The sequence below is a fragment of the Wolbachia endosymbiont of Cantharis cryptica genome, assembly GCF_964277405.1.
GTDB lineage: Bacteria > Pseudomonadota > Alphaproteobacteria > Rickettsiales > Anaplasmataceae > Wolbachia.
The window spans coordinates 1,031,909-1,053,086 of record NZ_OZ195521.1 but is presented as its reverse complement, the minus strand read 5'-3'; the positions used below and the strand labels follow the sequence as shown (position 1 = coordinate 1,053,086).

Here is a 21,178-nt window from a genome sequence, read left to right as displayed (position 1 = left end):
ATATTTTCTAAAACTTCTGACTTAAAACGTTGCGGCATTTTCTGCCACACTTGACATGGTTTACATGGCATAATTTATACTCCTTTGCTATAGAAACAAACTCGTATAATGAAGTCCATGTTAACTTGCTGGTGAGAAAATCTTGCTTACTAGCTAAGTTAGTAGAAAAAAATGGAATATGTAGAGTGATGTTATCACGATAAATAACAGATACATTACCACCTTTGTAGGCTGTTGAACTGAAAGATGATACGGGAAAAGTTTTGCCAAACAGTGGATGTGTTGGATCTGTAACTGTAATTTCTTTGGCTACTTGATTGTTGAAGGGGGTATTAAGGTGATTGATCGTTAGATGTTGCAAGAGAAAAAGGACATAAAAGAATAGTTATATATCTTCTAGATGAAGAGGCTGGAATGCTTTGGAAGGAAGGAAAATACGAGAAAGCTTTTGAAGTTTTTAAAGAGATGTTTAATATTCAAAAGGCCGAGTTAGGTTCTAACCATTCTGAAACTTTAAGAACTCGTTGTAATATGGCGTGGATACTTAATAACCAAAGAAAATTCAAAGAGGCTGCTCAAGTTTTTGAAGAGGTGTTTAACATTCAAAAAGTTAAATTAGGCTATGATCATTCCAACACTCTAGAAACCCGTGATAATATGATGCAAATGTTTTCTAAGCAAGATAAATATGAAAGGGGACAAGTGTTACAAGAAAGGGATAGAAAATTCCAAGAGGAAGAAAGAGAACGGGAATGGAAAAGAGAACGGGAACGGGAAAGAGAACGGGAAGAAGAGGAACGGATAAGAAAAGAAGAAGCAAGAGAAAGGAAATTGGAACAATCACACAGAATGGATCAATGGATGTTAGAAAAGACACGAGGTATGAGCCAACGGGAACTTGCTGAGTTTAAAAGATCTAGCAACTGATTGTGTTATACAATCAACACATTCTAACACAAGACAGCAAGAAGCATTTTTGCGTGGTATCTCTAACGCAGATGTAAGACAAGTAGAACAAGGTCTTTATTTGCCTTCTTTTGAAGCAAGGAATGTTAAAATTAATGGTAAGTGTACTGCTATCACGCGTGGATTATCTCAGGCTTTATCATTACAGAGTGATAGGTCATTTTTAAGTAATTTAAAAACTTCAGCAGAAATTTATGAGCGTATAGCCCAAGGTAAGCAGATATCTAAGAGGGAAGAAAGAGAAGCTTTTGCTTTCAGTAAATTACTTAGTAGCTTTGAAAGACAACTAGATTCTACTACGAATAGTCTACCTTCAAACTTAATGCATGCAAAGAACTATAAAACACTTGATGATTTATCAAATTATATAGCTGGAATTAAGGACGATTTTGCTATTCATTTAGTAACAAGCAATCACGTCGTTGCAATTTATAGAGTTGGTGATAATTATGCTTATCTTGATACTAATGCAGCGTTTGTTTCTGGATTAAAAAGTGTTGATCAGCTTATGCAAATTGTAGAGGAAGCAGTAGAATCTGCTGGCTATAAAGTAGAAGAGAAAGGCCTTCTTGTTGAACACTTTGGTGTTGCTAAAGCTAATAGCTTACTGTCTGATGAAGATAAACAAATTTTAGCAAAAGAAATTAAAACAGAACGTCAACTTTTGGCAGAGCAGGATGAGAAGCTTGGTCTTATTAAGATTAATGGTCAAGAATTATCTAGAGTACAGTTATATGACTTTGGAACTAAAATTAATGTGGAAGGCAGTGTGCCGGTACTTATTAATGCTGATATGAAGTTAAGCAGCAAAAAATTCCAAGATCATCTAGATAAAAAAGAAGTGAGTATGACAGCTAGAGAATATCTTGATAGCTTAAAAAATGGTAAGGGTATGGAGGAAGCAGTGCAAGCAACAAAATTCATTCCTTTTGAAGGTTCAAGTCGTGAAATTGAAAAGGCAGTGCAAAAACGGAAGCCAAAACAATTTGTATTGGAACAGTTGGTTAAGGGAACAATTAATTCTATACTTACTACTGTTTCTCTCACTAGTGCTAGTCGGTTGGAGAGTCAATTACCAGGAAAAGCAGACAATAAACCTGAAACTCATCTAAATGATCTAACAGCGGAAAGGCAACTAAAAAGATCACCAGGCTTTTAGGCTATTCTTTCTTAAGTTGTGCGATTTCAGCTTGAGGAAGGCCAGTTGTTTGAGAGATAATGTCAATAGAAATACCAGCTTTGAGTAAATTCTTTGCAACTTCGATTTTCTCTGCTTTTCTACCCTTTTCTTCGCCGATTTGAATACCCTTCTCCGCACCAATTTGGATGCCTTCCGCTCTGCCTTTTTCTTGGCCGATTAGGATGCCTTCTTCTTTACCTTCGTCACGAGCATCATCAAGGCGTTGTTCCCAAATAGCAGCTTCTTTCTGTACACTCAATACTCTTTCTTCGTATGCTGCTAGATCCTCTTCTTCCCAACTAAACTTGTCTAATTCATCATATGCTAGCTTTATTATTGGTGATTTTTCTGCTATATCTTTTAGGTCTTCATCTGTAGTATCTTCTGCATGCTTAAAGAAAAAACACCATCTCTCTTTTGTGCTCTCTAACTCCTCTACTTTGCTTTTTGTAAATTTTGGCAACTCAATGAAGACAAATTGAAAATCTTTTAAGTAATGTCCATTGGTCTTTATGTCACGTATATTATGAGTAGAAATATATTCAACCTCCGAAGGAAATAGTATACTATTGGAAATAGCAATAAAGAATACCTTCTTAAAATCAATGTAGTTGCCAGATTGTCTTGAGTAGGCTTTAGCAGCATAAAGTTGAGCACGTTTTTCAAAGCCCTTGTCCCTAGCGAGCTGCATCTCCGCAATATATCTATTTCCGTGAGAATCTTTACAGAGGACATCAACGATACTCTGTTTATCAGAAGCAATCTCAGGATTCATAATAGTGCTAAGAAACTTAACATCTTGTATTGTGTTGGTACCAGTAAAGCCTAAGATGTCATTCAAAAAGTGGATAAGGATATTCTTATTTTTTTCAGTGCCGAATATTTTCTTGAAGGTCAAGTCTAATTTAGGATCGAGAAACTTTGATAAAGCCATAACAACAATGCCTGGAAAACATTAATAATTATACACTATTCTGTACAAATATTCAACTTTTTTATGTTTTGTCTACTAAATCTTATTTTTTTAAACTTTGGGTATAAAAAACGACTGTCAGAGGTGGGCTTAGAATGGTACTTTAGGCTTCGAATATCCTTTCATACATCTTTTTATAACCTACTCTATAAAGTACCTTAGAAAGCCAGCAAATGAATGCCATGAATTTAGCAGTTGTAATGGCCATCGAAGATACCCTTTTTAACGCTTTTTGGTGTGGAAGCCTAGTAAAAATACGAGCATAAACCTAACATCGTGAGCCCACACCTTACATCATAAAGAACTCAAAACTTGATATCAACATTTTTGATAGTAAAATTTATATTAAAGTTCTAATATACACAGATGCTCTGATGGCGTGGGCATTGAATTATATTAGTTTTTGGTAGGTTTTATTGGGTAATAATATGCTAGCAAAATTTCTATCTCAAACTTCCAAGCAGCTTAAGGAGCATTTTGCATTATTAAGTAGTGAGGAAAAGCAGAGTCTTTATGAGGAGGTGCTAAATGAAGTTAGAAATACACCTAGAAATTCAAGAGACAATATAGACCAGCTAAAGAAGTTGAGTAAAGTGGCTGTTGCGATAGAAGAAACTACTGATATAGAAAAGTTTAATGATGATCATCCATTAAGAGAAGTTAATATTGCAATCTCTGCTCCTGAAGAAGCTAAAAACTATTTATTTAGTCTCAGCGATTCATCAGAACTTTACGATTTGAAAGAGAATAGAGAAAAAGCATTTTATCAGGCTATCAAATCAAATGATATAGAGTTAGTAAAACATTTGCTAATGATTCTTGTGTCAGGTGATATTGAGCTTGAATTTTTTAAAGAATTGGAGGTGTTGCTGTCAGAAGCATATGAGGAATTAAAGGAGAACTTATCGCAAGATATGAAAAATTATCTAGAAAAAAATATAAGTTTAAAACGTTTTGTGTGTAGTAATGTTAACGTATTAATAGCGAAGCCTACTGATGTACGAGCAATGATTAACCTATTTATAGCTCAACCTGGTATATATTATAAAATTGATGAGTTATTACTTACCAAAATAGCAGAAAATTTAGAAGAAGGAGAGTTACGCTCACAAATAAATCAGATGATAAAACTACTAAAGAAACATGAAAGGTTTGTTGAATTAGAATATAAAATAAGAAGGTTAAAATCAGAACTTGCAAGCGGAAAGAGCAAATATTCAGATGAGGTTATGCAGTTGAGTATTAAAGAACGAGAAAGAGAAATGAGAGAGGTTGGGTACGAAAGCAACCAACTAATGAGCGAAAGGGAGAAATTATTATCAAGATTAAGCAACATTTCAAATAGAAGACATTAGTTATGCGAGAGATTGAAGAGATTTTGTAGTTATAGCAGAAAAAGTGACGACCTTAATGGCAGCTATGATATATGTTGACTTTACAGATTACGAACTAGGACAGCAAATAAAAAGTTGTAGGGTAAGGCTAGGATATACTCAGGCGGAATTAGCAAACAAGATTGGTGTATCATGCTGGCTAATACTTCAATATGAAAGAGGGCAACGTAAAATTCCAACCAAAAGATTATATGCAATAGCAAGAGCATTTTTATTTAGTAGTATCAAAGATCTACTCCCTAAACCAGAGGTGTTTAATGAAGATGGCTGCTTTCAAGATGAGGTAGAAGAGATATTAAATATAGCAGAAATATACAAAAAAACTCAAGACCCAGAGTTGCGCAAGACAATTCGTCTACTAATTAAGTCTACCAGGGTTAAAGAAAAGAATAGCAAAGAAGCAGAGAAAGCAGGATCTTCTGTTTCCCAACTATCTGCTGACAAATATGATGATATAGAACGTACTGATTTTATAGATTGTAAGATAGGACAAAGGGTAAGAGAGGTAAGGTTAATACGAGAATATACTCAGGCAGAATTAGCAGAAGCTATCGGTGTAACACGTCTAAAAATGTACAATTATGAACTAGGACGCGTTACCATACCATTTGACACACTACGTAAAATAGCAAAGGTATTATCAGTGAATGTTGGGGTTCTACTGCCTAAAATAGAAGAAATTTATTATGAAAGTAAGGACAGTAAAGCAGAAGTACCAAGTGTAATAAGAGAATTCAAGAAGATTGAGAGTCAAAAATTACGAGATAAATTAGGTGCATTAATCAAATCTGTATCTGAAGAGTAGATTGGCGGAGAAAATCACGAAGGACCTAGTTCAAACGCAAACAACAGGCCTAACTTTCGGTAAGTTTTAAATGAGGTTGCCTTTCGTAGAAATCAGTAACTATTAATATCTTTTATGTTTCCATAAAAAAATAAACAAAAAAAAAATCAAAAAATTGACTTGACTTCGCCCGGAAGCTATGGCCTTATGCCAATACTGCTAAAAAAAATAGCAGTAAATATTTAAAAAAAAGTTATTACTAGTGGAGGTTAAATTTTATGAATAATAAGAATAAAAGTAAAGATCGTAGAGAAGAAATAGAGTTCAGAATATTGGAAAGCAAAGGACATGCTTTACGAGATCATGAACTAATGGAAATGTTTCTAAGTGCAACGCATGATAGGGACGAAGCTCGCGTTATTGCTAAAAGGCTAATGGATAGCTATAAAGGAATAGGAAGGCTTTTAGGTCAGGAAATGGATGATCTAAAAACTACAGAAGGGGTAACCGACTCTACAGTAGCAGTAATTCAGGGTGCTAATACGCTTGTGAACCGGGTGTTAAGAGAAAAGATAGAGAAAGGACCATTAATAGATAACTGGGAAAAGCTCACGGATTATTTGAGGGTGAATATCGGTTACTCAGAGAGGGAAAATCTCAAAGTGTTGTTTTTAAATAAAGGGTGTTATTTAATAGGGGAAGAAACATATGTTGGCTCAGCGAGTCAGATACCTATTTTCATAATGGAAATAATAAGAAAAATAGCATTAAAAAGAGCAACATCAATCATAATATCTCATAACCAACCTGGAGGAACTGTAAAGCCATCTGAGCGTGATAAAGCTATGACTAAGAAATTGGCTTCAGTTTGTGATAATGCAGGTATTGAATTAATTGACCATGTTATCGTTACAGGTGAAGGTTATTATAGTTTTAAGAGAAATAGATTGTTGTAAAAAGTAGTAATGCCCAAGACCGTAGCACCTTTTGGTTTTGAGCAGAGTAGGAAAAATTAAGTTGAGAGCTTTCCTTCGTCTCCTATCTGTATTTTTCTCTTAGTGTAAATATAAAAAACATTTGATAAGCTGCAATTCATATTATATAATGCTAAGAAATAGCTAATATAGCGAGTTAATAATAAAGTAATAAACCTCGTTATAGACTTAGATAGCTTAATAATAACGGAGGTCAATATGACAAAGAAAAAAATTGTAACTTTAAAAGATCTAAAAGGAAAAAAATATACGCTCAACATTGATCGTAGTAAATTAGACAAAGGAATATTAGCTGCTATCAGAGGTATCGGTGGTAATGATATACAAAGCAAAATTAAGAATAAAAAGGAAGAGAAGCCAGGAAGGATGCCTTCCCCTAGAGATACTCGTGAAAAGTCAATCAACTGGGGAGAAGGACTTGGTGATGTTTATAACAAAGAATCTGCAAATTACCAAATAAATTTAAATAATCCATTTCTCCCAGCTTCTAGAAAAGTAAAATTAGGTGAAAATGAAAGTATAAAATTGAACCAGTGTTTAAATGCAATGGACAAAGCAAAAAACGTAGGTGAAGTGAACAACATTGTAGATCAAGCACTAGATTCTGGAATAAGGATCAATGCGTACAATAAGGAACAAAAGAGTTTTGCAGAGTCTGTGATATCGAATAAGAATTTTAAACAATCCACAGAAGATGTGCAGGAATACATAATGCACAAATTAATGATAAGAGGAGCATTTTTTAAGTATCCATTACTGCAAAGTGACAAGAAAATAAATGAAATTCATGAAAAATTGCACAAGGAGGTTAAGCCACAAATAGATAAGCAACATGAACACCTAAGAAAAGTTGTTGAAAATGCTATTCAAGGAGGAACTGTAGAAGATGTGGGAATAGATAACAAAACATTTTTTATAAAATTTTCTGAGGGTAGTACAGTAGAGACAGCAAAAGTACTAGAAGGTACAAGAAATTTAGGTCTAAACGAAGGCTGGGTAGAATCGGGATGACCTTACCCAGAAAAAGTAGAGAGGAAGTTAAGCCATTTTTGAAGTAAAATAAAACATGATTATGAGGGCTTATTATGGTAAAGAACAGAAAAAATTACACAGTGGAATTTAAATTAGAGGCAATAAAGTTGGTAAAGGAAACGGGGCAGTCAGCAAGCAAAATAGCTAAAGATTTAGGAATAGATAACAGTACACTAAGTGACTGGATAAAAAAATATAACGAAAAAGGATCAATAGAAGAAGCATTTCCTGGTAAGGGAAAGTTGGCACCATGTGATAAAGAAAAGTTTGAATTAAAGAAAGAACTAACAAGAGTTACTAGAGAAAGAGACATTTAAAAAAAAGCCCTGGGATATTTTGCAAGTCACAAAGAGTAAAATATTTATTTATCAAAAAGCATGGAAACTACTATAAAGTACAGGAGTTATGCAGGATTTTGAAAGTATCTGCTAGCGGCTACTACAAATGGACTAGTAAGAAGAAAAGCAGCAAAGAATTAACAAGGGAGCAGCTTCTAGCAGACATTCAAAAAATATACCAAGCATCTAATTGTAGATATGGGGCACCTAAGATTCATGCTGAACTAAAGGCTTTAGGTAAAAATTGCAACATCAAAACAGTGCAGGATATCATGCAAAAAAATGGTATTCAAGCTAGACTGAGGCGAAGATTCAAAAGCAAAAAACAGCAGACTGACAATAGGGTTATAACTCCCAATATATTGGACCAAAACTTTACTACTAGTCAGCCAAATAAAGTATGGGTAACTGATATTACATACATAAAAACTAAGGATGGATGGCTATATTTGGCAGCAATAATTGATCTATATTCACGTATGGTAGTTGGCTGGTCAATGAGTAGTACAATAACTAAGCGATTAGTTATAGATGCTTTATTGATGGCTGTTGATAAGCGCAAACCAGCCAAAGATCTGCTATTTCATAGTGATCAAGGTTCACAATATACCTCTAAAAATTATCAGTTTTTGCTGAACACAAAAAACATCATTTCCAGCATGAGTCACACAGGCTGTTGTTATGACAACTCTGTTGTTGAAAGCTTTTTCAGCTCACTCAAACGGGAGCTTCTTATTGATACTTCGCAACACTCTGCTCAGCAAACTAGAACTGCTATATTTGAGTACATAGAAATTTTTTATAACAAACAGCGTAGACATTCTACTATTAATTATTGCATTCCTGAGAAATTTGATTCATCATTTTCATAATAAAAATGGCTTAACTTCCTCTCTACTTTTTCTGGGTAAGGTCAGTAAATGCAACTGAAGGAATTAGCAAATATAGCCCACTGCACTTTGCATGTATTGTAGGTGCAGATAAAAGAGCTGGTAAAAGCAGGAGCAACAGTTAATCAACTGAATAAATTTGGTATTACGCCGGCTAAAGGACAATGAAAAGAATAAAGAGGTAAAGAAATTCCTGGAAAAGCAAGGAGAAGGATACACCAGAGATATGCGATAAAGTAGTGGAGTCAGTTGGAGAAATAGTAGAGATATGGGGAAGAAGATATTTACCGAAGTTAAAAGAGAAAGTGATGAGTATAGAAGAAATAAGAAAGAGAGATAAGTCAGTAATGAGACAAGATTTTAACAAGGCATTAAACAAGATAGCAACCGAAATGGTTGAAATGATCGAGATGATCGAAGTGATCAAAACGATTGATGAAAGATAGGAGGTTTGCTTCTTGCTTAATATATTAAGTATACATATTTATATCTTAATATAGCATATTGATATTTGTATGTATTTTGTAAAAAAAAAACTTGCTTTTGATGGTAAAAAAGGCATAGCTAGAATAGTGTAGGTAAATATCAAAAATTTATCCAGCACTAGAAATTAGGTCATTTTAAACGTGTATTTATAGTGAGGTACAGCAATGGTAAAATTTAGAAAAGAACATAAAGATACTTTTAGTAGGTATTTTAAAATATTGTTAGAAAGCCCATTTGAAGACATAAATAAAAAAAGTTCAAGGGGCTATACGATATTACACCAAGCAGCAGAACTGTCAGATGCAAAAGGAATAAGATTACTAGTAGAAAAAGGAGCAGAAGTAAATATAAAAGATAACAGCGGAGACACACCATTACACCTAGCTGCATCGTGTGGAGAGGTAGAAAATGTGAAAGAATTGATAGCAAAAGGAGCGGAAGTAAATATAAGAACCTGTTTAAAATCTTCGCAATAAGAGAGAAACGAAGGAAAGAACGACCATTTGTAGGCTAGTATTGAGTTTTCGCTCACAGTTTTTCCACAATCGCCTGCATTTTTCCAACCAAGCAAAAGACCGCTCAACAACCCATCTTTTTGGCAATACAGCAAAGGTATGTAATTCGCTTCGTTTTATTACCTCAACAGCTGCACCAATAGTTACTTTTATTTGTGTTGCAAAATTTTCTCCTGTATAGCCAGCATCAACGAGTATATTTTTGACTTCAGAGAGGTTTTCTTTAGCATTTCCCACCATTTTTACAGCACTGCTACGATCAGTTGCTTCTGCCGTTGTTATATGAATTGCATGTGGCAAGCCCTGTGTATCAACTGCGATATGACGCTTTATACCTGAAATCTTTTTACCTGCATCATAACCCTTTCTTTCAGCAGTATCTGCGTTTTTAACGCTTTGAGCATCAATTATGCAGAAACTGGTTTTCTCTTTCCGACCATTGTTGATACGGACCTCTCCAACTAATTTTTTTTAAGACTAATTCCAACAAACTTGGTTCTTCTCCATCCTTTTTATTCCACATTTGAAAATAATAATATATGCTCTCCCACCTTGGAAAATCTTTTGGCAACATCCTCCACTGGCAACCACTTTTTAGGACGTATAATACTGTACAAAATACATCATATAAATCAAGTTTTCTTGGTTTTGTTTTCCTCCTGCTACTCTCCAGAATTGGTTTGATTTTTTCAAATTGCTCTCGACTTATATCACTTGGATAACTTTTTCGCATAGATATACCTCATTCTTAATCTACCCCTATTTTACCTTATCCTTTCGAGATTTTAAACAGGTTCTTAGAATGGTAATGTTTATTTTTATATTGACTATTGAGGTTTATTATTTTATAACTAGGACTTAAGTTATTTTAATGAGCTTGAGTTTTTAAGATATGCCTACGATAAATCAATTAGTACGTAAAGGTAGATTAAAATTGTCCTGTAAGAAAAAGGTACCAGCTTTGGGGAAAAGCAACCCTCAGAGGAGAGGTGTTTGCACTAAAGTGTATACCACAACTCCTAGGAAACCTAACTCAGCACTACGTAAAGTAGCCAGAGTAAGAATTAGTGGATATGGTGAAGTGACAGCTTATATACCTGGTGAAGGTCATAATTTACAAGAGCACTCTGTTGTTTTGATACGTGGTGGACGAGTTAAAGATTTGCCAGGTGTGCGTTATCACATCATAAGAGGTGCTCTTGATCTGCGTGGTGTACAAAATCAAAAGAAAGCTCGTTCAAAATATGGTGTAAAGAAGTCTGGTTAAAGTTTATGGCTCGTCGGAATAAAGCAAAAAAGAGAAAAATAAGTCCTGATTCGCGTTATGGTAGTGTTTTGTTGATGCGTTTCATTAATGTAATCATGAAATGTGGTAAAAAATCCATTGCAGAAAAGATTGTCTATGATGCCTTATTTTTAGCTGAAAAGAAAATAGGTGGAAGTGGGGTGTCAATTTTTGAAACAGCAGTAGAAAATGTTACACCTTCTGTAGAGGTGCGTTCTCGACGTATTGGTGGTGCAACTTATCAAGTGCCTGTTGAAGTTAGACAAGGTAGAGCGCTTTCTTTAGCTTTGAGGTGGATTGCTAAAGCTGCTTCTGCTGCTCGAAAGAAAAGTAGGAAAACTTCTGTTGATTGTCTTCAATCTGAAATAATGGATGCTTACAATAAACGTGGTGGTGCATTTAAGATGTATGAAGAAAAATATAAAATGGCTGAGGCTAATAAGGCCTTTTCTCATCTTCGTTTTTAATATTAGCTAATTAATGGTGATATGGAAATTGATATATCTAAATACAGAAATATAGGTATAATGGCTCATATAGATGCTGGTAAGACTACCATAACAGAGCGTATTTTATTTTATACTGGTAAGCAAAATAGAATTGGTGAAGTGCATGATGGTGCAGCTTCTATGGATTGGATGGAACAGGAAAAAGAGCGTGGCATTACAATCACATCTGCTGCAACAACTTGTTTTTGGAATGATCATAGGATCAATATAATAGACACTCCCGGACACGTTGACTTTACTATTGAAGTTGAGAGATCTTTAAGAGTGTTAGATGGTGCAGTTGCTGTATTTGATGGAGTTGCAGGGGTTGAGCCTCAATCTGAGACTGTTTGGCGTCAAGCTGATAAGTATAATGTTCCTCGTATCTGTTTTGTCAATAAAATGGATAGAATAGGGGCAAATTTTTATCGGTGTGTTGATATGGTGAAAAGTAAGCTTGGGGCAGTACCTTTAGTCATTCAGCTACCAATAGGAAGTGAGAAAGATTTTAAAGGCATAGTAGATCTTATCTCTATGAAAGCTATTATATGGGAAGAAGAGACATTGGGTGCTAAATTTTCTTATGAAGATATCCCTTCTGATTTACTTGATAAAGCTCAAGAGTATCGAAATCTTTTGTTAGACGCTGCGGCTGGAATGGATGATGAGGCAATGAACACTTACTTTGATTCTAACGATTTGCCAGTAGATTTGCTGAAAAAATGCGTGAGAAGCGGAACTATTAAAGGGACATTCGTTCCTATATTGTGTGGATCAGCTTTTAAAAATAAAGGCGTACAACCACTTTTGGATGGTGTGGTTGATTTTTTACCTTCTCCTATTGATGTTGATGTAATTGTTGGAACTAATCCTAAGGATTCAGAAAAGAAAATTGAAATTAAACCTTCGGAAAAAGAGAAATTTGTTGCTCTTGCATTTAAAGTGATGACGGATAAATTTGTAGGTAGCTTGACGTTTATTCGTATTTATTCTGGTAAGTTGAAGTCTAAGTCTACTGTGTTGAATGCGGGAAAAAATGAGACTGAAGGAATTGGCAGAATGCTGCTTATGCATGCAAATAACAGAGAGGATATAAGCGAAGCTAAAGTTGGGGACATAGTTGCTTTAGTTGGATTAAAGAGAACAATTACTGGTGATACTTTATGTTCACCTGATTCTCCTATATTATTAGAGCGTATGGAATTTCCTGAACCTGTTATTGAAATTGCTGTGGAACCTAAAACTACTTCAGATCAGGAAAAGTTAGGTGTTGCTTTAAATAGATTAGTTGCAGAAGATCCTTCTTTAAGAATGTCAGTGAATGCAGAAAGTGGTCAGACTATATTAAAAGGTATGGGCGAATTACATCTTGAAATTATTACTGATAGAGTAAAGCGTGAATTTAACGTTGATGTTAATGTTGGTGCGCCTCAAGTTGCATATCGTGAGACTATCACTAAATCTGTTGAAATTGATTACACTCACAAAAAACAATCAGGTGGTGCTGGTCAGTTTGCTAGAGTAAAGCTCTTATTTGAGCCTCTTGAGCCTGGTTCTGGATTTCAATTTGAAAGCAAAATTGTAGGTGGTGCAATTCCAAAAGAATATATTCCTGGTGTACAAAATGGTTTAGAGTTGATAAAAGAAGGGGGTATGATCTCTGGTTTTCCGGTTATTGATTTTAAAGCTATTCTTATTGATGGTGCCTTTCATGAAGTTGATTCAAGCCCTTTAGCTTTTGAGCTGGCTGCCAAGGGTGCTTTTAAGGAAATGGTAAATAAAGCTGGTCCAAAAATGTTAGAGCCTGTAATGAAAGTTGAAATTATTACGCCTGAAGAGTATATGGGTGATATTATGGGTGATGTAAATAGTAGAAGAGGGCAAGTTTCAAGTATGGAAACGCATAATAATAGCACTATAATTCTTGCTTTAGTGCCTCTTGCGAATATGTTTGGTTATATAAATGTTTTGCGTTCTATCTCTCAAGGAAGAGCTCAATATAGTATGCATTTTTCTTGTTATGAACAAGTACCACAGTATGTGGTTGATGAGTTAAAGTATAATTAAAGGTAACGATTATGACAACAGCAGTAGAAGCTACAGCAAAAATAGTAGAAGCATTTGGTAAGCCGCACATAAACGTGGGAACAATAGGGCATGTTGACCATGGAAAGACAACATTGACGGCGGCGATAACGAAGTATTATGGGAATTTTGTAGCGTATGATCAAATAGATAAGGCACCGGAAGAAAGGAAAAGAGGAATAACAATAGCAACAGCGCATGTTGAGTATGAAACGGAAGAAAAGCATTATGCGCATGTTGATTGTCCTGGACATGCTGATTATGTAAAAAACATGATAGTAGGTGCAGCGCAGATGGATGCGGCAATATTGGTAGTGTCTGGAGTTGACGGGCCAATGCCGCAAACGAGAGAGCATATATTGCTTGCTAAGCAAGTTGGTGTTGGATATATCGTGGTGTATATAAATAAAGCTGATGTAGCTGATCATGATATGATAGGTTTGGTTGAGATGGAAATTAGAGAGTTGCTAAGTAAATACGGGTATCCAGGTGATGATGTGCCAGTTATTGTGGGTTCAGCATTGAAGGCGCTGGAAGATGAGGATAGCGAATATGGTAAGAAATCAATAGATAAGTTGATGAAAAAGTTGGACGGGTATGTGCCAATTCCACCAAGGCCTGTGGATTTACCATTTTTACTGCCAATTGAGGATGTATTTTCAATATCGGGGCGTGGAACGGTAATAACAGGAAGAATAGAGAAGGGAGAAATAAAGGCGGGTGATGAGATAGAGATGATAGGTCTGAAAGCGACGCAGAAGACGATATGTACTGGTGTTGAGATGTTTAAGAAGTTGCTAGATAAGGGAAGTGCAGGACTCAATGTAGGGATATTGCTAAGAGGAACAAAAAGAGAAGAAGTGGAGAGAGGGCAAGTATTAGCAAAGCCAGGGACAATAACGCCGCACAAGAAATTTAAGGCGGAGGTCTACATATTAAAGAAAGAAGAAGGAGGGAGGCATACGCCATTTTTTGCGAATTATCAGCCACAGTTTTATTTTAGGACCACGGATGTAACGGGAAGTATAAAATTGCTGGACGGAAAAGAGATGGTAATGCCTGGAGATAATGTAAGTATAGAAGTAGAATTGCAAGTATCGGTAGCGATGGATAAGGGATTGCGTTTTGCGATAAGAGAAGGCGGTAGGACTGTTGGTTCTGGTGTTATTTCTGAAATTTTGGAGTAATTATGGCAGCTAAGATAGAGCAAGAAGAGATGCATATTAATGTTGAGGTGCATATTAATATTAATGCTTTTGATTCTTCACTATTAGAGAAATATATTAGAGATTTTGTTCGTAAATTTAACGAGATGTTAAAGAACAATATGTCAAAACGTTTTGGCCCAAGGTTATCCGGTCCGGTTGCATTGCCGAGGGATAATTTTAAATTTGATGTTGGGAGGTCTCCTCACGTTCATAAAAAATCTCATGAACAGTTTGAACAGAGAACTTCTAAGCGTTTAATTGTTTTACGTAATCTTACTCCTGCTATAATGCAGATGTTTGAAGGTTCGTCTTTTTTGCCTTCTAAGCCCGGCGTAGAAACTTATTTAACAATCAAGAAATTAAAACCTAGGAAAGGAAAATGAAGAGAATAAATTCACTAAGAAGAATTGGTTTATTGATGACAAATATTGGTCATACTGCTATATATTCTGATAATGGTCGCGTAGCTGTAACTTTGTTGCATCTTAGCGAAACTTATATTGTTGATGTGAAAGAGCAAGATAAATGTGGCTATAATTCAATTATTTTAGGTGCTGGAGACTTTAAAAATATTGCAAAACCTCAGTTAAAGTATTTAAAGAAGATAGGAGTGGATAATAGATGTAAATTATATGAAAGTAGATTAAGCGATCTCTCAGGAATAGAGTGTGGTAAAAAAGTGGGTGTTAATCATTTTGTAATTGGTCAATACCTTGATATTACGGGTTACTCTATAGGTAAGGGATTTGCTGGTGTAATGAAGCGGCATAATTTTAGTGGGCTTAGGGCATCTCATGGTGTTTCTATTGCTCATAGGTCGCAAGGTTCTACTGGTCAATGTCAAGATCCTGGTAGAATATTTAAAGGAAAGAAAATGGCTGGCCATTTAGGTAGTAGCAGAGTGACTGTGCAGAATATGAAGATATTATCTATTGATCATGAAAATAGTATAATTGCTGTGAAAGGCAACAATGTTCCTGGATTTAAAAATTCTTACGTTTTTGTGAGGGATTCAGTTAAAAAGTCTTTACATAAAGATGTTCCTTTTCCAGTAGGTCTGCTGTTAGATGTGAATGATGGCAATACTAGTAGTTTGGTAAGTTAGTTATGGAATGTAAATTAGTTAATCTATCTAATAATGGTGTAGGTACTGTTGAGCTTAACCCTTTGATATTTTCTGTTGGGCAAAAATCGAGTATTTTGTATGATATAGTTAGATGGCAATTAGCAAAGAGAAGAGCTGGTACTCATAAAACAAAAGGCATCAGTGATGTTTCTGGTACAACGGCTAAGCCTTATAGTCAAAAACGCACCGGTAGGGCGAGACAAGGAAGCTTACGATCTTCTCAGTTTAGGGGTGGTGGAGTTATTTTTGGTCCTGTTGTTAGAAGTCATGCCTACTCTCTTAATAAAAAAGTACGCAAATTTGGTTTAAAGATTGCTTTATCTCTAAAATATTTAAATAATCAAGTGATTATTCTTGATAATTTGAATGTTGATGTGAAGAAGACATCTGAAATATGTGAATATGTTAAAAATTTTAAATTTTCTTCTTTTTTGATAGTTGGTGATTATGGAGATGGTTTGCTACGCGCTGCTAGAAACCTGCACTATGTAAACTTAATCAAACCTATCGGGTTGAATGTTTTTGATATATTGAATCACGAATGCATAATGTTGACAAGTGATGCCTTAAAGCATCTTGAAGGTAGGTTGTTATGATTAAATATAATAATATAATAAAATGTCCTATAATTACGGAAAAAGCCTCTTTTTTAAGGGAGAAATTTAATAAATATTCTTTGTATGTTTTTGTAAATGTGAATAAGCATAAAATAAAGTCGGCAATAGAGTCTCTGTTTAATGTTAAAGTTTCCTCTATAAATGTTGTTAGAATCAAACCTAAATATAGGCGCTTTAGAGGTGTGGCTGGTTACGAAAAACAAAAAAAGAAGGTTTATTTTTCTTTAATGGATGGTCAAAAATTAGATATAATGAGTGTTTAATATGGGTATAAAATTTCTTAATCCGGTCACCCCGTCCTCTCGTGGAACTGTGTTAGTAAGTAAAGTTGGTTTATCAAAAGATAAGCCAGAAAAATCTCTGACGTTTGGTAAAAAGTCCAGTGGTGGAAGAAATAATTGCGGTAGAGTGACAACTCGTCATAAGGGTGGTGGTCACAAAAAGAAGTATAGAATTATAGATTTCAAACGTAACAGAAATGATCAAGGTGTAGTTGAGAAAATAGAGTATGATCCAAATAGAAGTGGATTTTTAGCGCTAATATCATATAAGAGTGATAATGCTAAATCTTATATATTAGCTCCGCAAAACATAAAGCCTGGTGATATCGTGATGTCAGGAAGTGATATTGATATATTACCAGGTAATTGTTTGTCGTTGAAGTGCATACCTGTTGGTTCTTTTGTTCATAGTGTTGAACTGAAGCCAGGTAATGGTGCTGCAATTGCTAGAGCTGCTGGTTGTTATGCGCAAATTGTTGGTCGTGACGGTAATTATGTTTTATTACGATTGAGGTCTGGTCAAGTTAGGTTGATTTTATCTTCTTGCAAGGCTACTATTGGTGTGGTGTCTAATCCTGATCGTAAAAATAGGAAATTGGGCAAGGCGGGAAGAAGTAGGTGGTTGGGAGTTAGACCTGCTGTTCGTGGGGTTGCTATGAATCCAGTGGATCACCCTCATGGGGGTGGAGAAGGAAAGACTTCTGGTGGACGTCATCCTGTTACTCCTTGGGGCGTTGCAACAAAAGGAAAGAAAACTCGGAAGAAAAATAAATTTAGTAATAAGTATATAAAACAATTGAAAGGTTAGTTTATGAGTAGATCTGCGTGGAAACCACCTTTTTGTCATCCTTCTGTGCTAAGATTGGTGAATAGAACTTTAAAGGAGGGTTCTATTAATAAGATGATAAGAATTCGTTCCAGGGCTTCTGTAATTCTTCCTAATTGCTTAGGTTTAAAATTCGCTGTTTATAATGGTAAGGATTACATTCCTGTTAATGTTAATGATCAGAATATGATAGGTCATAAATTTGGTGAATTTTCACCTACTCGTAAATTTACTGGGCATAGTGGTGATAAAAAGGCGGCAAGAAGGTAATTGATATGAAAGACAGAGATGTAATAATCAAAGCTAGTTCTAGGGTTTTAAAATCAACTCCTCGTAAGTTAAATTTGGTTGCTGGTTTAGTACGTAATAAAAAAGTTTCTTTTGCTACTGTGCAATTAAAGTTTTGTGAAAAAAAGGCTGCCGGTCTTATAGGGAAGGTACTAAATTCTGCAATTGCTAACGCTCAATATAATTATGGGTTGGATATCGATAACTTATATATAAAAGAAGTTTTGATAGGCAAGTCTTTTACTTTGCGTAGAGTATACCCAAAAGCTATGGGTAGAGCTAATAGAATTAGTAAGCGTTATAGCAATATAGCTATAAAGTTAGGGGAAATTATATGATTTGTAAGAGTAGAAAATTAATGAGGAAAGTGTAAAATATGGGACAAAAGGTTAATCCTATAGGATTTAGGTTAAAAATAAATAATAACACCTGGGATTCTATTTGGTATGCTAATAAAGATTATAAACAAAAATTGCATCAGGATTTATCTATTCGCAGTTATATAAATGAGTCTTTTAAGCACGCTGGTGTTTCTAAAATAATTATAGAGCGCAAAGTTGATTTAGTGTCTGTAACAATACATTCTTCTAGACCTGGAGTGATAATAGGTAAGAAAGGCTTGGACATTGAGAAAGTAAAACAAAAAATAGCTGAAAAAGTAAAAAATAATGTAGAAGTGAATGTAGTAGGAGTCAAAAGGCCTGAAATAGATGCAACTTTAATATCAAACAGCATAGCGCAACAGTTAGAGAAAAGGGTTTCATTTAGAAGAGCAATGAAAAAGGCTATTCAAAGTTGTTTGAGAATGGGGGGAGGAGGTATTAAAGTAAGTTGTTCTGGGCGTCTTGGTGGAGCTGAGATAGCTCGTACTGAATGGTATAAAGAAGGTCGTTTGCCTTTACACACTTTACGTGCTAATATAGATTACGCTCTTTGTGAAGCAAAAACTATATATGGTATTATAGGAGTTAAAGTTTGGGTTTATATTGTTAATTAAGGTGTATTGAGATGTTTGTTCCCAAAAAGAGTAAATATAAAAAAGTGTTTAAAGGGCGAATTAAGGGTAATACGAAAGGTGGTAGTACACTATCTTTTGGAGATTATGGCTTAAAAGCTATAGAAGCAGGTAGGATTCAGTCTAAGCATATTGAGACTGTGAGGCGTGTAATATCTAGAGCGTTAAAACGTTGTGGTAAAGTGTGGATAAGAATTTTTCCTGACACTCCTGTCAGTAAAAAGCCAGCAGATGTACGTATGGGTAAAGGAAAAGGTAGTGTTGAGTTTTGGGTGTTTAAAGCTAAGCCCGGCAGAATATTGTTTGAGATTAGCAGTGACGTTCCCATGCATTTAGCAAAATTAGCGCTTGAGAAGGCAATTGCTAAGCTTCCTATAAAATGTAAATTTGTATCTAATCATAGTTAAATGGAGTTACAATGGATATAGCTGATATTAAATCGAAATCCTCACAGGAATTGCATGAAATTCTTGTAAATTTTAGAAAAGAGTTTGTTGATTTGGTTTTTCAAAAAAAATTAGGGCAGTGTAGTAATATTTCGCGTTTTGGCTTGATAAGAAAGAGCATAGCTCGTATTTTAACTATATTGAATGAAAGAAGAATAGAGGAAAAGAATGCCTAAGAAGGTTTTTTGCGGTGTTGTAACTAAAGCTGAGTGTGATAAGACTGTGAAGGTTTCAGTATTACGAGTATACAAGAATAAACTGTATAAAAAAGTTATAAAAAAATACAAAAAGTATACAGTACATGATGAAAATAATAGTTGCAAAAAAGGAGATAAGGTTTTTATACAAGAACACAAGCCTATTTCTGCTACTAAAAAATGGATTGTTGTTCAAGTTGAATAAGGTATTTATATGATTCAAAAAAACACATTGTTGGAAGTAGCTGATAATTCTGGTGCGCGTCAAGTGCTTTGTATTGGCTTGTTAGGCGGCAGGAAATCTGCATCCATAGGTGATACAGTTATTGTGTCTACCAAGTCCATTAACCCAAAAGGGAAGGTTGAAAAGGGAAAAGTATATAGAGCAGTTGTTGTTAGAGTGAAAAATCGTATTAGAAAATCTGATAATTCTGTAATCCGTTTTTCTAGCAATGCTGTGGTTTTAGTTAATAATCAAGGTGAACCGCTTGGTACTCGAGTGTTTGGCCCGGTAAAAAAGTTGCCGTTTGGTTCTTTTATGAAGATAATGTCATTAGCTGTTGAGGTTTTATAATGAGTGCGAAAATAAGAAGTGGTGATGACGTTATAGTTTTAACTGGTAAAGATAGGGGAAAAATTGGTAAAGTAATCAAAATTGTAACACGTAATGCTAAAAAAAAGGCAGTTGTTTCTGGAGTAAATATACATAAGAAGCATGCTAAGCCAAAAGCTGGTAGTAGTGGTGGTATATTAAATAAAGAACTGGCTATTAATATATCTAACATTGCAATATTAGACCCTAAGTATAAAGCTCCAACTAGAGTAGGGTTCAAGGTTTTAGAAGGTAAAAAAGTACGTTTTGCAAAAGTTTCTGGGGAAGTAATAGACTAGGTTGATATGTTTGAAGAATTGTATAGAGATAGTATAGTAAAATACTTGAGGGATAAGTTTAACTACAGCAACATAATGCAAGTACCTAAACCTATCAAGGTGTGTATTAGTATGGGTATTGGAGATGTTGCTGCGGATAGTAAAGCAATAAGTGAGCCATTTGATGATCTGCATTTAATTGCAGGACAAAAGCCTGTATTAACGTCTGCAAAAAAATCTATTTCTGGTTTCAAGATCAGAAAAGGTGCTATAGTAGGTTGTACAGTAACTTTGCGTAGAAGAAAAATGTATGAATTTTTAGAAAGATTGATATATCTTGCTATACCAAGGGAAAAAGATTTTAGAGGATTTAGTGTGAAGCAATTTGACGGTAATGGTAATTTTTCCTTTGGTATAAAGGAACATATCTCATTTTGGGAAATAGATTACGATAAAATAAGTAAAATTAGAGGTATGAATATTAATATTATAACAAGTGCAGCTAGTGATAAAGAAGCAAAAGAATTATTATTAGCTTTTAGGTTTCCCTTTTTTGATTAATTAAGAGAAGAGGTATATGGCAAAAAAATCTATGATACAAAGAAATCTTCGTAGGATGAAGTTGTATGATCAATATAGAGAGAAAAGAGAAAAATTGAGATGTATAATAAAGAATAAGAATATATCTATTGGCGAGAGATTTGCAGCTCTAAATAAGTTAATTAAATTACCTAGAGATTCTTGTAAAATCAGAATTAGAAACAGGTGTGCTGTAACTGGGAGGCCAAGAGGAGTATATGGAAAATTTAATTTATGTAGAATTGTTTTGCGTGATTTATGTTCTTTTGGGAAAATCCCAGGGGTTACGAAGTCTAGTTGGTAAATATAATATA

Annotated in this window: 32 protein-coding genes; 29 read left to right on the top strand and 3 right to left on the bottom strand. The window is 34.7% G+C overall.

The window, feature by feature from the left end:
• Positions 1-7: 7 nt before the first annotated feature.
• A complete protein-coding gene (locus ACICP6_RS05200) occupies positions 8-361 on the bottom strand; it encodes a hypothetical protein (RefSeq protein ID WP_395462887.1) in 354 nt (117 codons plus the stop codon).
• 53 nt (positions 362-414) lie between these two features.
• On the opposite strand from ACICP6_RS05200, the gene ACICP6_RS05195 reads away from it, so the two are divergent.
• Entirely contained in the window at positions 415-927 is a 513-nt protein-coding gene (locus tag ACICP6_RS05195; protein ID WP_395462886.1) for a tetratricopeptide repeat protein, read from the top strand.
• Positions 899-2,125 (top strand): hypothetical protein, encoded by a 1,227-nt coding sequence (locus tag ACICP6_RS05190; protein WP_395462885.1) that lies wholly within the window; start codon positions 899-901, stop codon positions 2,123-2,125. Before ACICP6_RS05195 ends, ACICP6_RS05190 begins: the two co-directional genes overlap by 29 nt.
• Before the next feature lies 1 nt (position 2,126).
• Here ACICP6_RS05190 and ACICP6_RS05185 read toward each other — a convergent pair whose 3' ends face one another.
• The gene (locus ACICP6_RS05185; RefSeq protein WP_395462884.1) at positions 2,127-3,080 is read right to left on the bottom strand and encodes an Rpn family recombination-promoting nuclease/putative transposase; all 954 of its coding nucleotides are present in this window, start codon (positions 3,078-3,080) and stop codon (positions 2,127-2,129) included.
• A gap of 455 nt (positions 3,081-3,535) precedes the next feature.
• Between ACICP6_RS05185 and ACICP6_RS05180 the strand changes: the two genes are divergently transcribed.
• The 8 genes from ACICP6_RS05180 (at position 3,536) to ACICP6_RS05145 (ending at position 9,514) form a co-directional block, all read left to right on the top strand.
• Positions 3,536-4,474 carry a hypothetical protein gene (locus tag ACICP6_RS05180; protein WP_395462883.1) on the top strand — a complete coding sequence of 313 codons (939 nt, stop codon included), beginning with the start codon at positions 3,536-3,538 and terminating at the stop codon, positions 4,472-4,474.
• A gap of 43 nt (positions 4,475-4,517) precedes the next feature.
• Complete coding sequence (locus tag ACICP6_RS05175; RefSeq protein WP_395462882.1) at positions 4,518-5,318, top strand: helix-turn-helix domain-containing protein; 801 nt, start codon at positions 4,518-4,520, stop codon at positions 5,316-5,318.
• A 257-nt stretch (positions 5,319-5,575) separates the two neighbouring features.
• Complete coding sequence (locus tag ACICP6_RS05170) at positions 5,576-6,253, top strand: RadC family protein (RefSeq protein WP_395462881.1); 678 nt, start codon at positions 5,576-5,578, stop codon at positions 6,251-6,253.
• A 237-nt stretch (positions 6,254-6,490) separates the two neighbouring features.
• Positions 6,491-7,303 carry a hypothetical protein gene (locus ACICP6_RS05165; RefSeq protein ID WP_395462880.1) on the top strand — a complete coding sequence of 271 codons (813 nt, stop codon included), beginning with the start codon at positions 6,491-6,493 and terminating at the stop codon, positions 7,301-7,303.
• Positions 7,304-7,377: 74 nt separating this feature from the next.
• Complete coding sequence (locus ACICP6_RS05160) at positions 7,378-7,641, top strand: transposase (RefSeq protein ID WP_395462617.1); 264 nt, start codon at positions 7,378-7,380, stop codon at positions 7,639-7,641.
• A gap of 14 nt (positions 7,642-7,655) precedes the next feature.
• Positions 7,656-8,534 carry an IS3 family transposase gene (locus ACICP6_RS05155; RefSeq protein WP_395463625.1) on the top strand — a complete coding sequence of 293 codons (879 nt, stop codon included), beginning with the start codon at positions 7,656-7,658 and terminating at the stop codon, positions 8,532-8,534.
• Between the two features lie 257 nt (positions 8,535-8,791).
• Positions 8,792-8,998: a hypothetical protein gene (locus ACICP6_RS05150; RefSeq protein ID WP_395462879.1), complete on the top strand. Its 207-nt coding sequence runs from the start codon at positions 8,792-8,794 to the stop codon at positions 8,996-8,998.
• A 204-nt stretch (positions 8,999-9,202) separates the two neighbouring features.
• Positions 9,203-9,514 carry an ankyrin repeat domain-containing protein gene (locus ACICP6_RS05145; protein WP_395462878.1) on the top strand — a complete coding sequence of 104 codons (312 nt, stop codon included), beginning with the start codon at positions 9,203-9,205 and terminating at the stop codon, positions 9,512-9,514.
• Here the strand turns inward: ACICP6_RS05145 and ACICP6_RS05140 are convergent.
• Positions 9,497-10,286 (bottom strand): IS5 family transposase gene (locus ACICP6_RS05140; RefSeq protein ID WP_395462624.1). Its coding sequence is split into 2 segments (ribosomal slippage): positions 9,497-10,024 and positions 10,026-10,286, totalling 789 coding nucleotides; the frame shifts between segments, so codons are not numbered across the junction. The two genes, ACICP6_RS05145 and ACICP6_RS05140, sit on opposite strands and share 18 nt — an antisense overlap.
• Before the next feature lie 159 nt (positions 10,287-10,445).
• On the opposite strand from ACICP6_RS05140, the gene rpsL reads away from it, so the two are divergent.
• The 19 genes from rpsL to rpsN are packed head-to-tail and all read left to right on the top strand — an operon-like array spanning position 10,446 to position 21,168.
• On the top strand, positions 10,446-10,820 hold the full coding sequence (gene rpsL / locus ACICP6_RS05135) for a 30S ribosomal protein S12 (protein WP_395462877.1): 375 nt from the start codon (positions 10,446-10,448) through the stop codon (positions 10,818-10,820).
• A 5-nt stretch (positions 10,821-10,825) separates the two neighbouring features.
• A complete protein-coding gene (gene rpsG, locus ACICP6_RS05130) occupies positions 10,826-11,305 on the top strand; it encodes a 30S ribosomal protein S7 (RefSeq protein WP_395462876.1) in 480 nt (159 codons plus the stop codon).
• 21 nt (positions 11,306-11,326) lie between these two features.
• A complete protein-coding gene (gene fusA / locus ACICP6_RS05125; RefSeq protein ID WP_395462875.1) occupies positions 11,327-13,393 on the top strand; it encodes an elongation factor G in 2,067 nt (688 codons plus the stop codon).
• An 11-nt stretch (positions 13,394-13,404) separates the two neighbouring features.
• A complete protein-coding gene (tuf, locus tag ACICP6_RS05120; protein ID WP_395462874.1) occupies positions 13,405-14,598 on the top strand; it encodes an elongation factor Tu in 1,194 nt (397 codons plus the stop codon).
• A 29-nt stretch (positions 14,599-14,627) separates the two neighbouring features.
• Positions 14,628-15,002 carry a 30S ribosomal protein S10 gene (locus ACICP6_RS05115; RefSeq protein WP_395463675.1) on the top strand — a complete coding sequence of 125 codons (375 nt, stop codon included), beginning with the start codon at positions 14,628-14,630 and terminating at the stop codon, positions 15,000-15,002.
• Positions 14,999-15,724, top strand: coding sequence for a 50S ribosomal protein L3 (gene rplC, locus ACICP6_RS05110; RefSeq protein WP_395462873.1), 726 nt, complete (start codon positions 14,999-15,001; stop codon positions 15,722-15,724). The genes ACICP6_RS05115 and rplC overlap by 4 nt, the downstream gene beginning before the upstream one ends.
• 2 nt (positions 15,725-15,726) lie before the next feature.
• Positions 15,727-16,341, top strand: coding sequence for a 50S ribosomal protein L4 (gene rplD, locus ACICP6_RS05105; RefSeq protein WP_395462872.1), 615 nt, complete (start codon positions 15,727-15,729; stop codon positions 16,339-16,341).
• Positions 16,338-16,625: a 50S ribosomal protein L23 gene (locus ACICP6_RS05100; RefSeq protein WP_395462871.1), complete on the top strand. Its 288-nt coding sequence runs from the start codon at positions 16,338-16,340 to the stop codon at positions 16,623-16,625. The genes rplD and ACICP6_RS05100 overlap by 4 nt, the downstream gene beginning before the upstream one ends.
• Before the next feature lies 1 nt (position 16,626).
• Positions 16,627-17,451, top strand: a complete 825-nt coding sequence (gene rplB / locus ACICP6_RS05095) for a 50S ribosomal protein L2 (RefSeq protein WP_395462870.1) — start codon at positions 16,627-16,629, stop codon at positions 17,449-17,451.
• Positions 17,452-17,454: 3 nt separating this feature from the next.
• Complete coding sequence (rpsS, locus tag ACICP6_RS05090; protein ID WP_395462869.1) at positions 17,455-17,739, top strand: 30S ribosomal protein S19; 285 nt, start codon at positions 17,455-17,457, stop codon at positions 17,737-17,739.
• Between the two features lie 5 nt (positions 17,740-17,744).
• Positions 17,745-18,095, top strand: a complete 351-nt coding sequence (gene rplV / locus ACICP6_RS05085) for a 50S ribosomal protein L22 (protein ID WP_395462868.1) — start codon at positions 17,745-17,747, stop codon at positions 18,093-18,095.
• Positions 18,096-18,133: 38 nt separating this feature from the next.
• Complete coding sequence (gene rpsC / locus ACICP6_RS05080; RefSeq protein WP_395462867.1) at positions 18,134-18,754, top strand: 30S ribosomal protein S3; 621 nt, start codon at positions 18,134-18,136, stop codon at positions 18,752-18,754.
• Positions 18,755-18,765: 11 nt separating this feature from the next.
• On the top strand, positions 18,766-19,179 hold the full coding sequence (rplP, locus tag ACICP6_RS05075) for a 50S ribosomal protein L16 (protein ID WP_395462866.1): 414 nt from the start codon (positions 18,766-18,768) through the stop codon (positions 19,177-19,179).
• Between the two features lie 11 nt (positions 19,180-19,190).
• Positions 19,191-19,394 carry a 50S ribosomal protein L29 gene (gene rpmC / locus ACICP6_RS05070; RefSeq protein ID WP_395462865.1) on the top strand — a complete coding sequence of 68 codons (204 nt, stop codon included), beginning with the start codon at positions 19,191-19,193 and terminating at the stop codon, positions 19,392-19,394.
• Positions 19,387-19,620, top strand: a complete 234-nt coding sequence (gene rpsQ, locus ACICP6_RS05065) for a 30S ribosomal protein S17 (protein WP_395462864.1) — start codon at positions 19,387-19,389, stop codon at positions 19,618-19,620. The genes rpmC and rpsQ overlap by 8 nt, the downstream gene beginning before the upstream one ends.
• Before the next feature lie 9 nt (positions 19,621-19,629).
• On the top strand, positions 19,630-19,989 hold the full coding sequence (gene rplN, locus ACICP6_RS05060; protein WP_395462863.1) for a 50S ribosomal protein L14: 360 nt from the start codon (positions 19,630-19,632) through the stop codon (positions 19,987-19,989).
• Positions 19,989-20,306: a 50S ribosomal protein L24 gene (rplX, locus tag ACICP6_RS05055; protein ID WP_395462862.1), complete on the top strand. Its 318-nt coding sequence runs from the start codon at positions 19,989-19,991 to the stop codon at positions 20,304-20,306. Before rplN ends, rplX begins: the two co-directional genes overlap by 1 nt.
• Positions 20,307-20,312: 6 nt before the next feature.
• Positions 20,313-20,846, top strand: a complete 534-nt coding sequence (rplE, locus tag ACICP6_RS05050) for a 50S ribosomal protein L5 (RefSeq protein ID WP_395462861.1) — start codon at positions 20,313-20,315, stop codon at positions 20,844-20,846.
• A 16-nt stretch (positions 20,847-20,862) separates the two neighbouring features.
• Positions 20,863-21,168, top strand: coding sequence for a 30S ribosomal protein S14 (rpsN, locus tag ACICP6_RS05045; protein WP_395462860.1), 306 nt, complete (start codon positions 20,863-20,865; stop codon positions 21,166-21,168).
• The last annotated feature ends 10 nt before the right edge of the window (positions 21,169-21,178 follow it).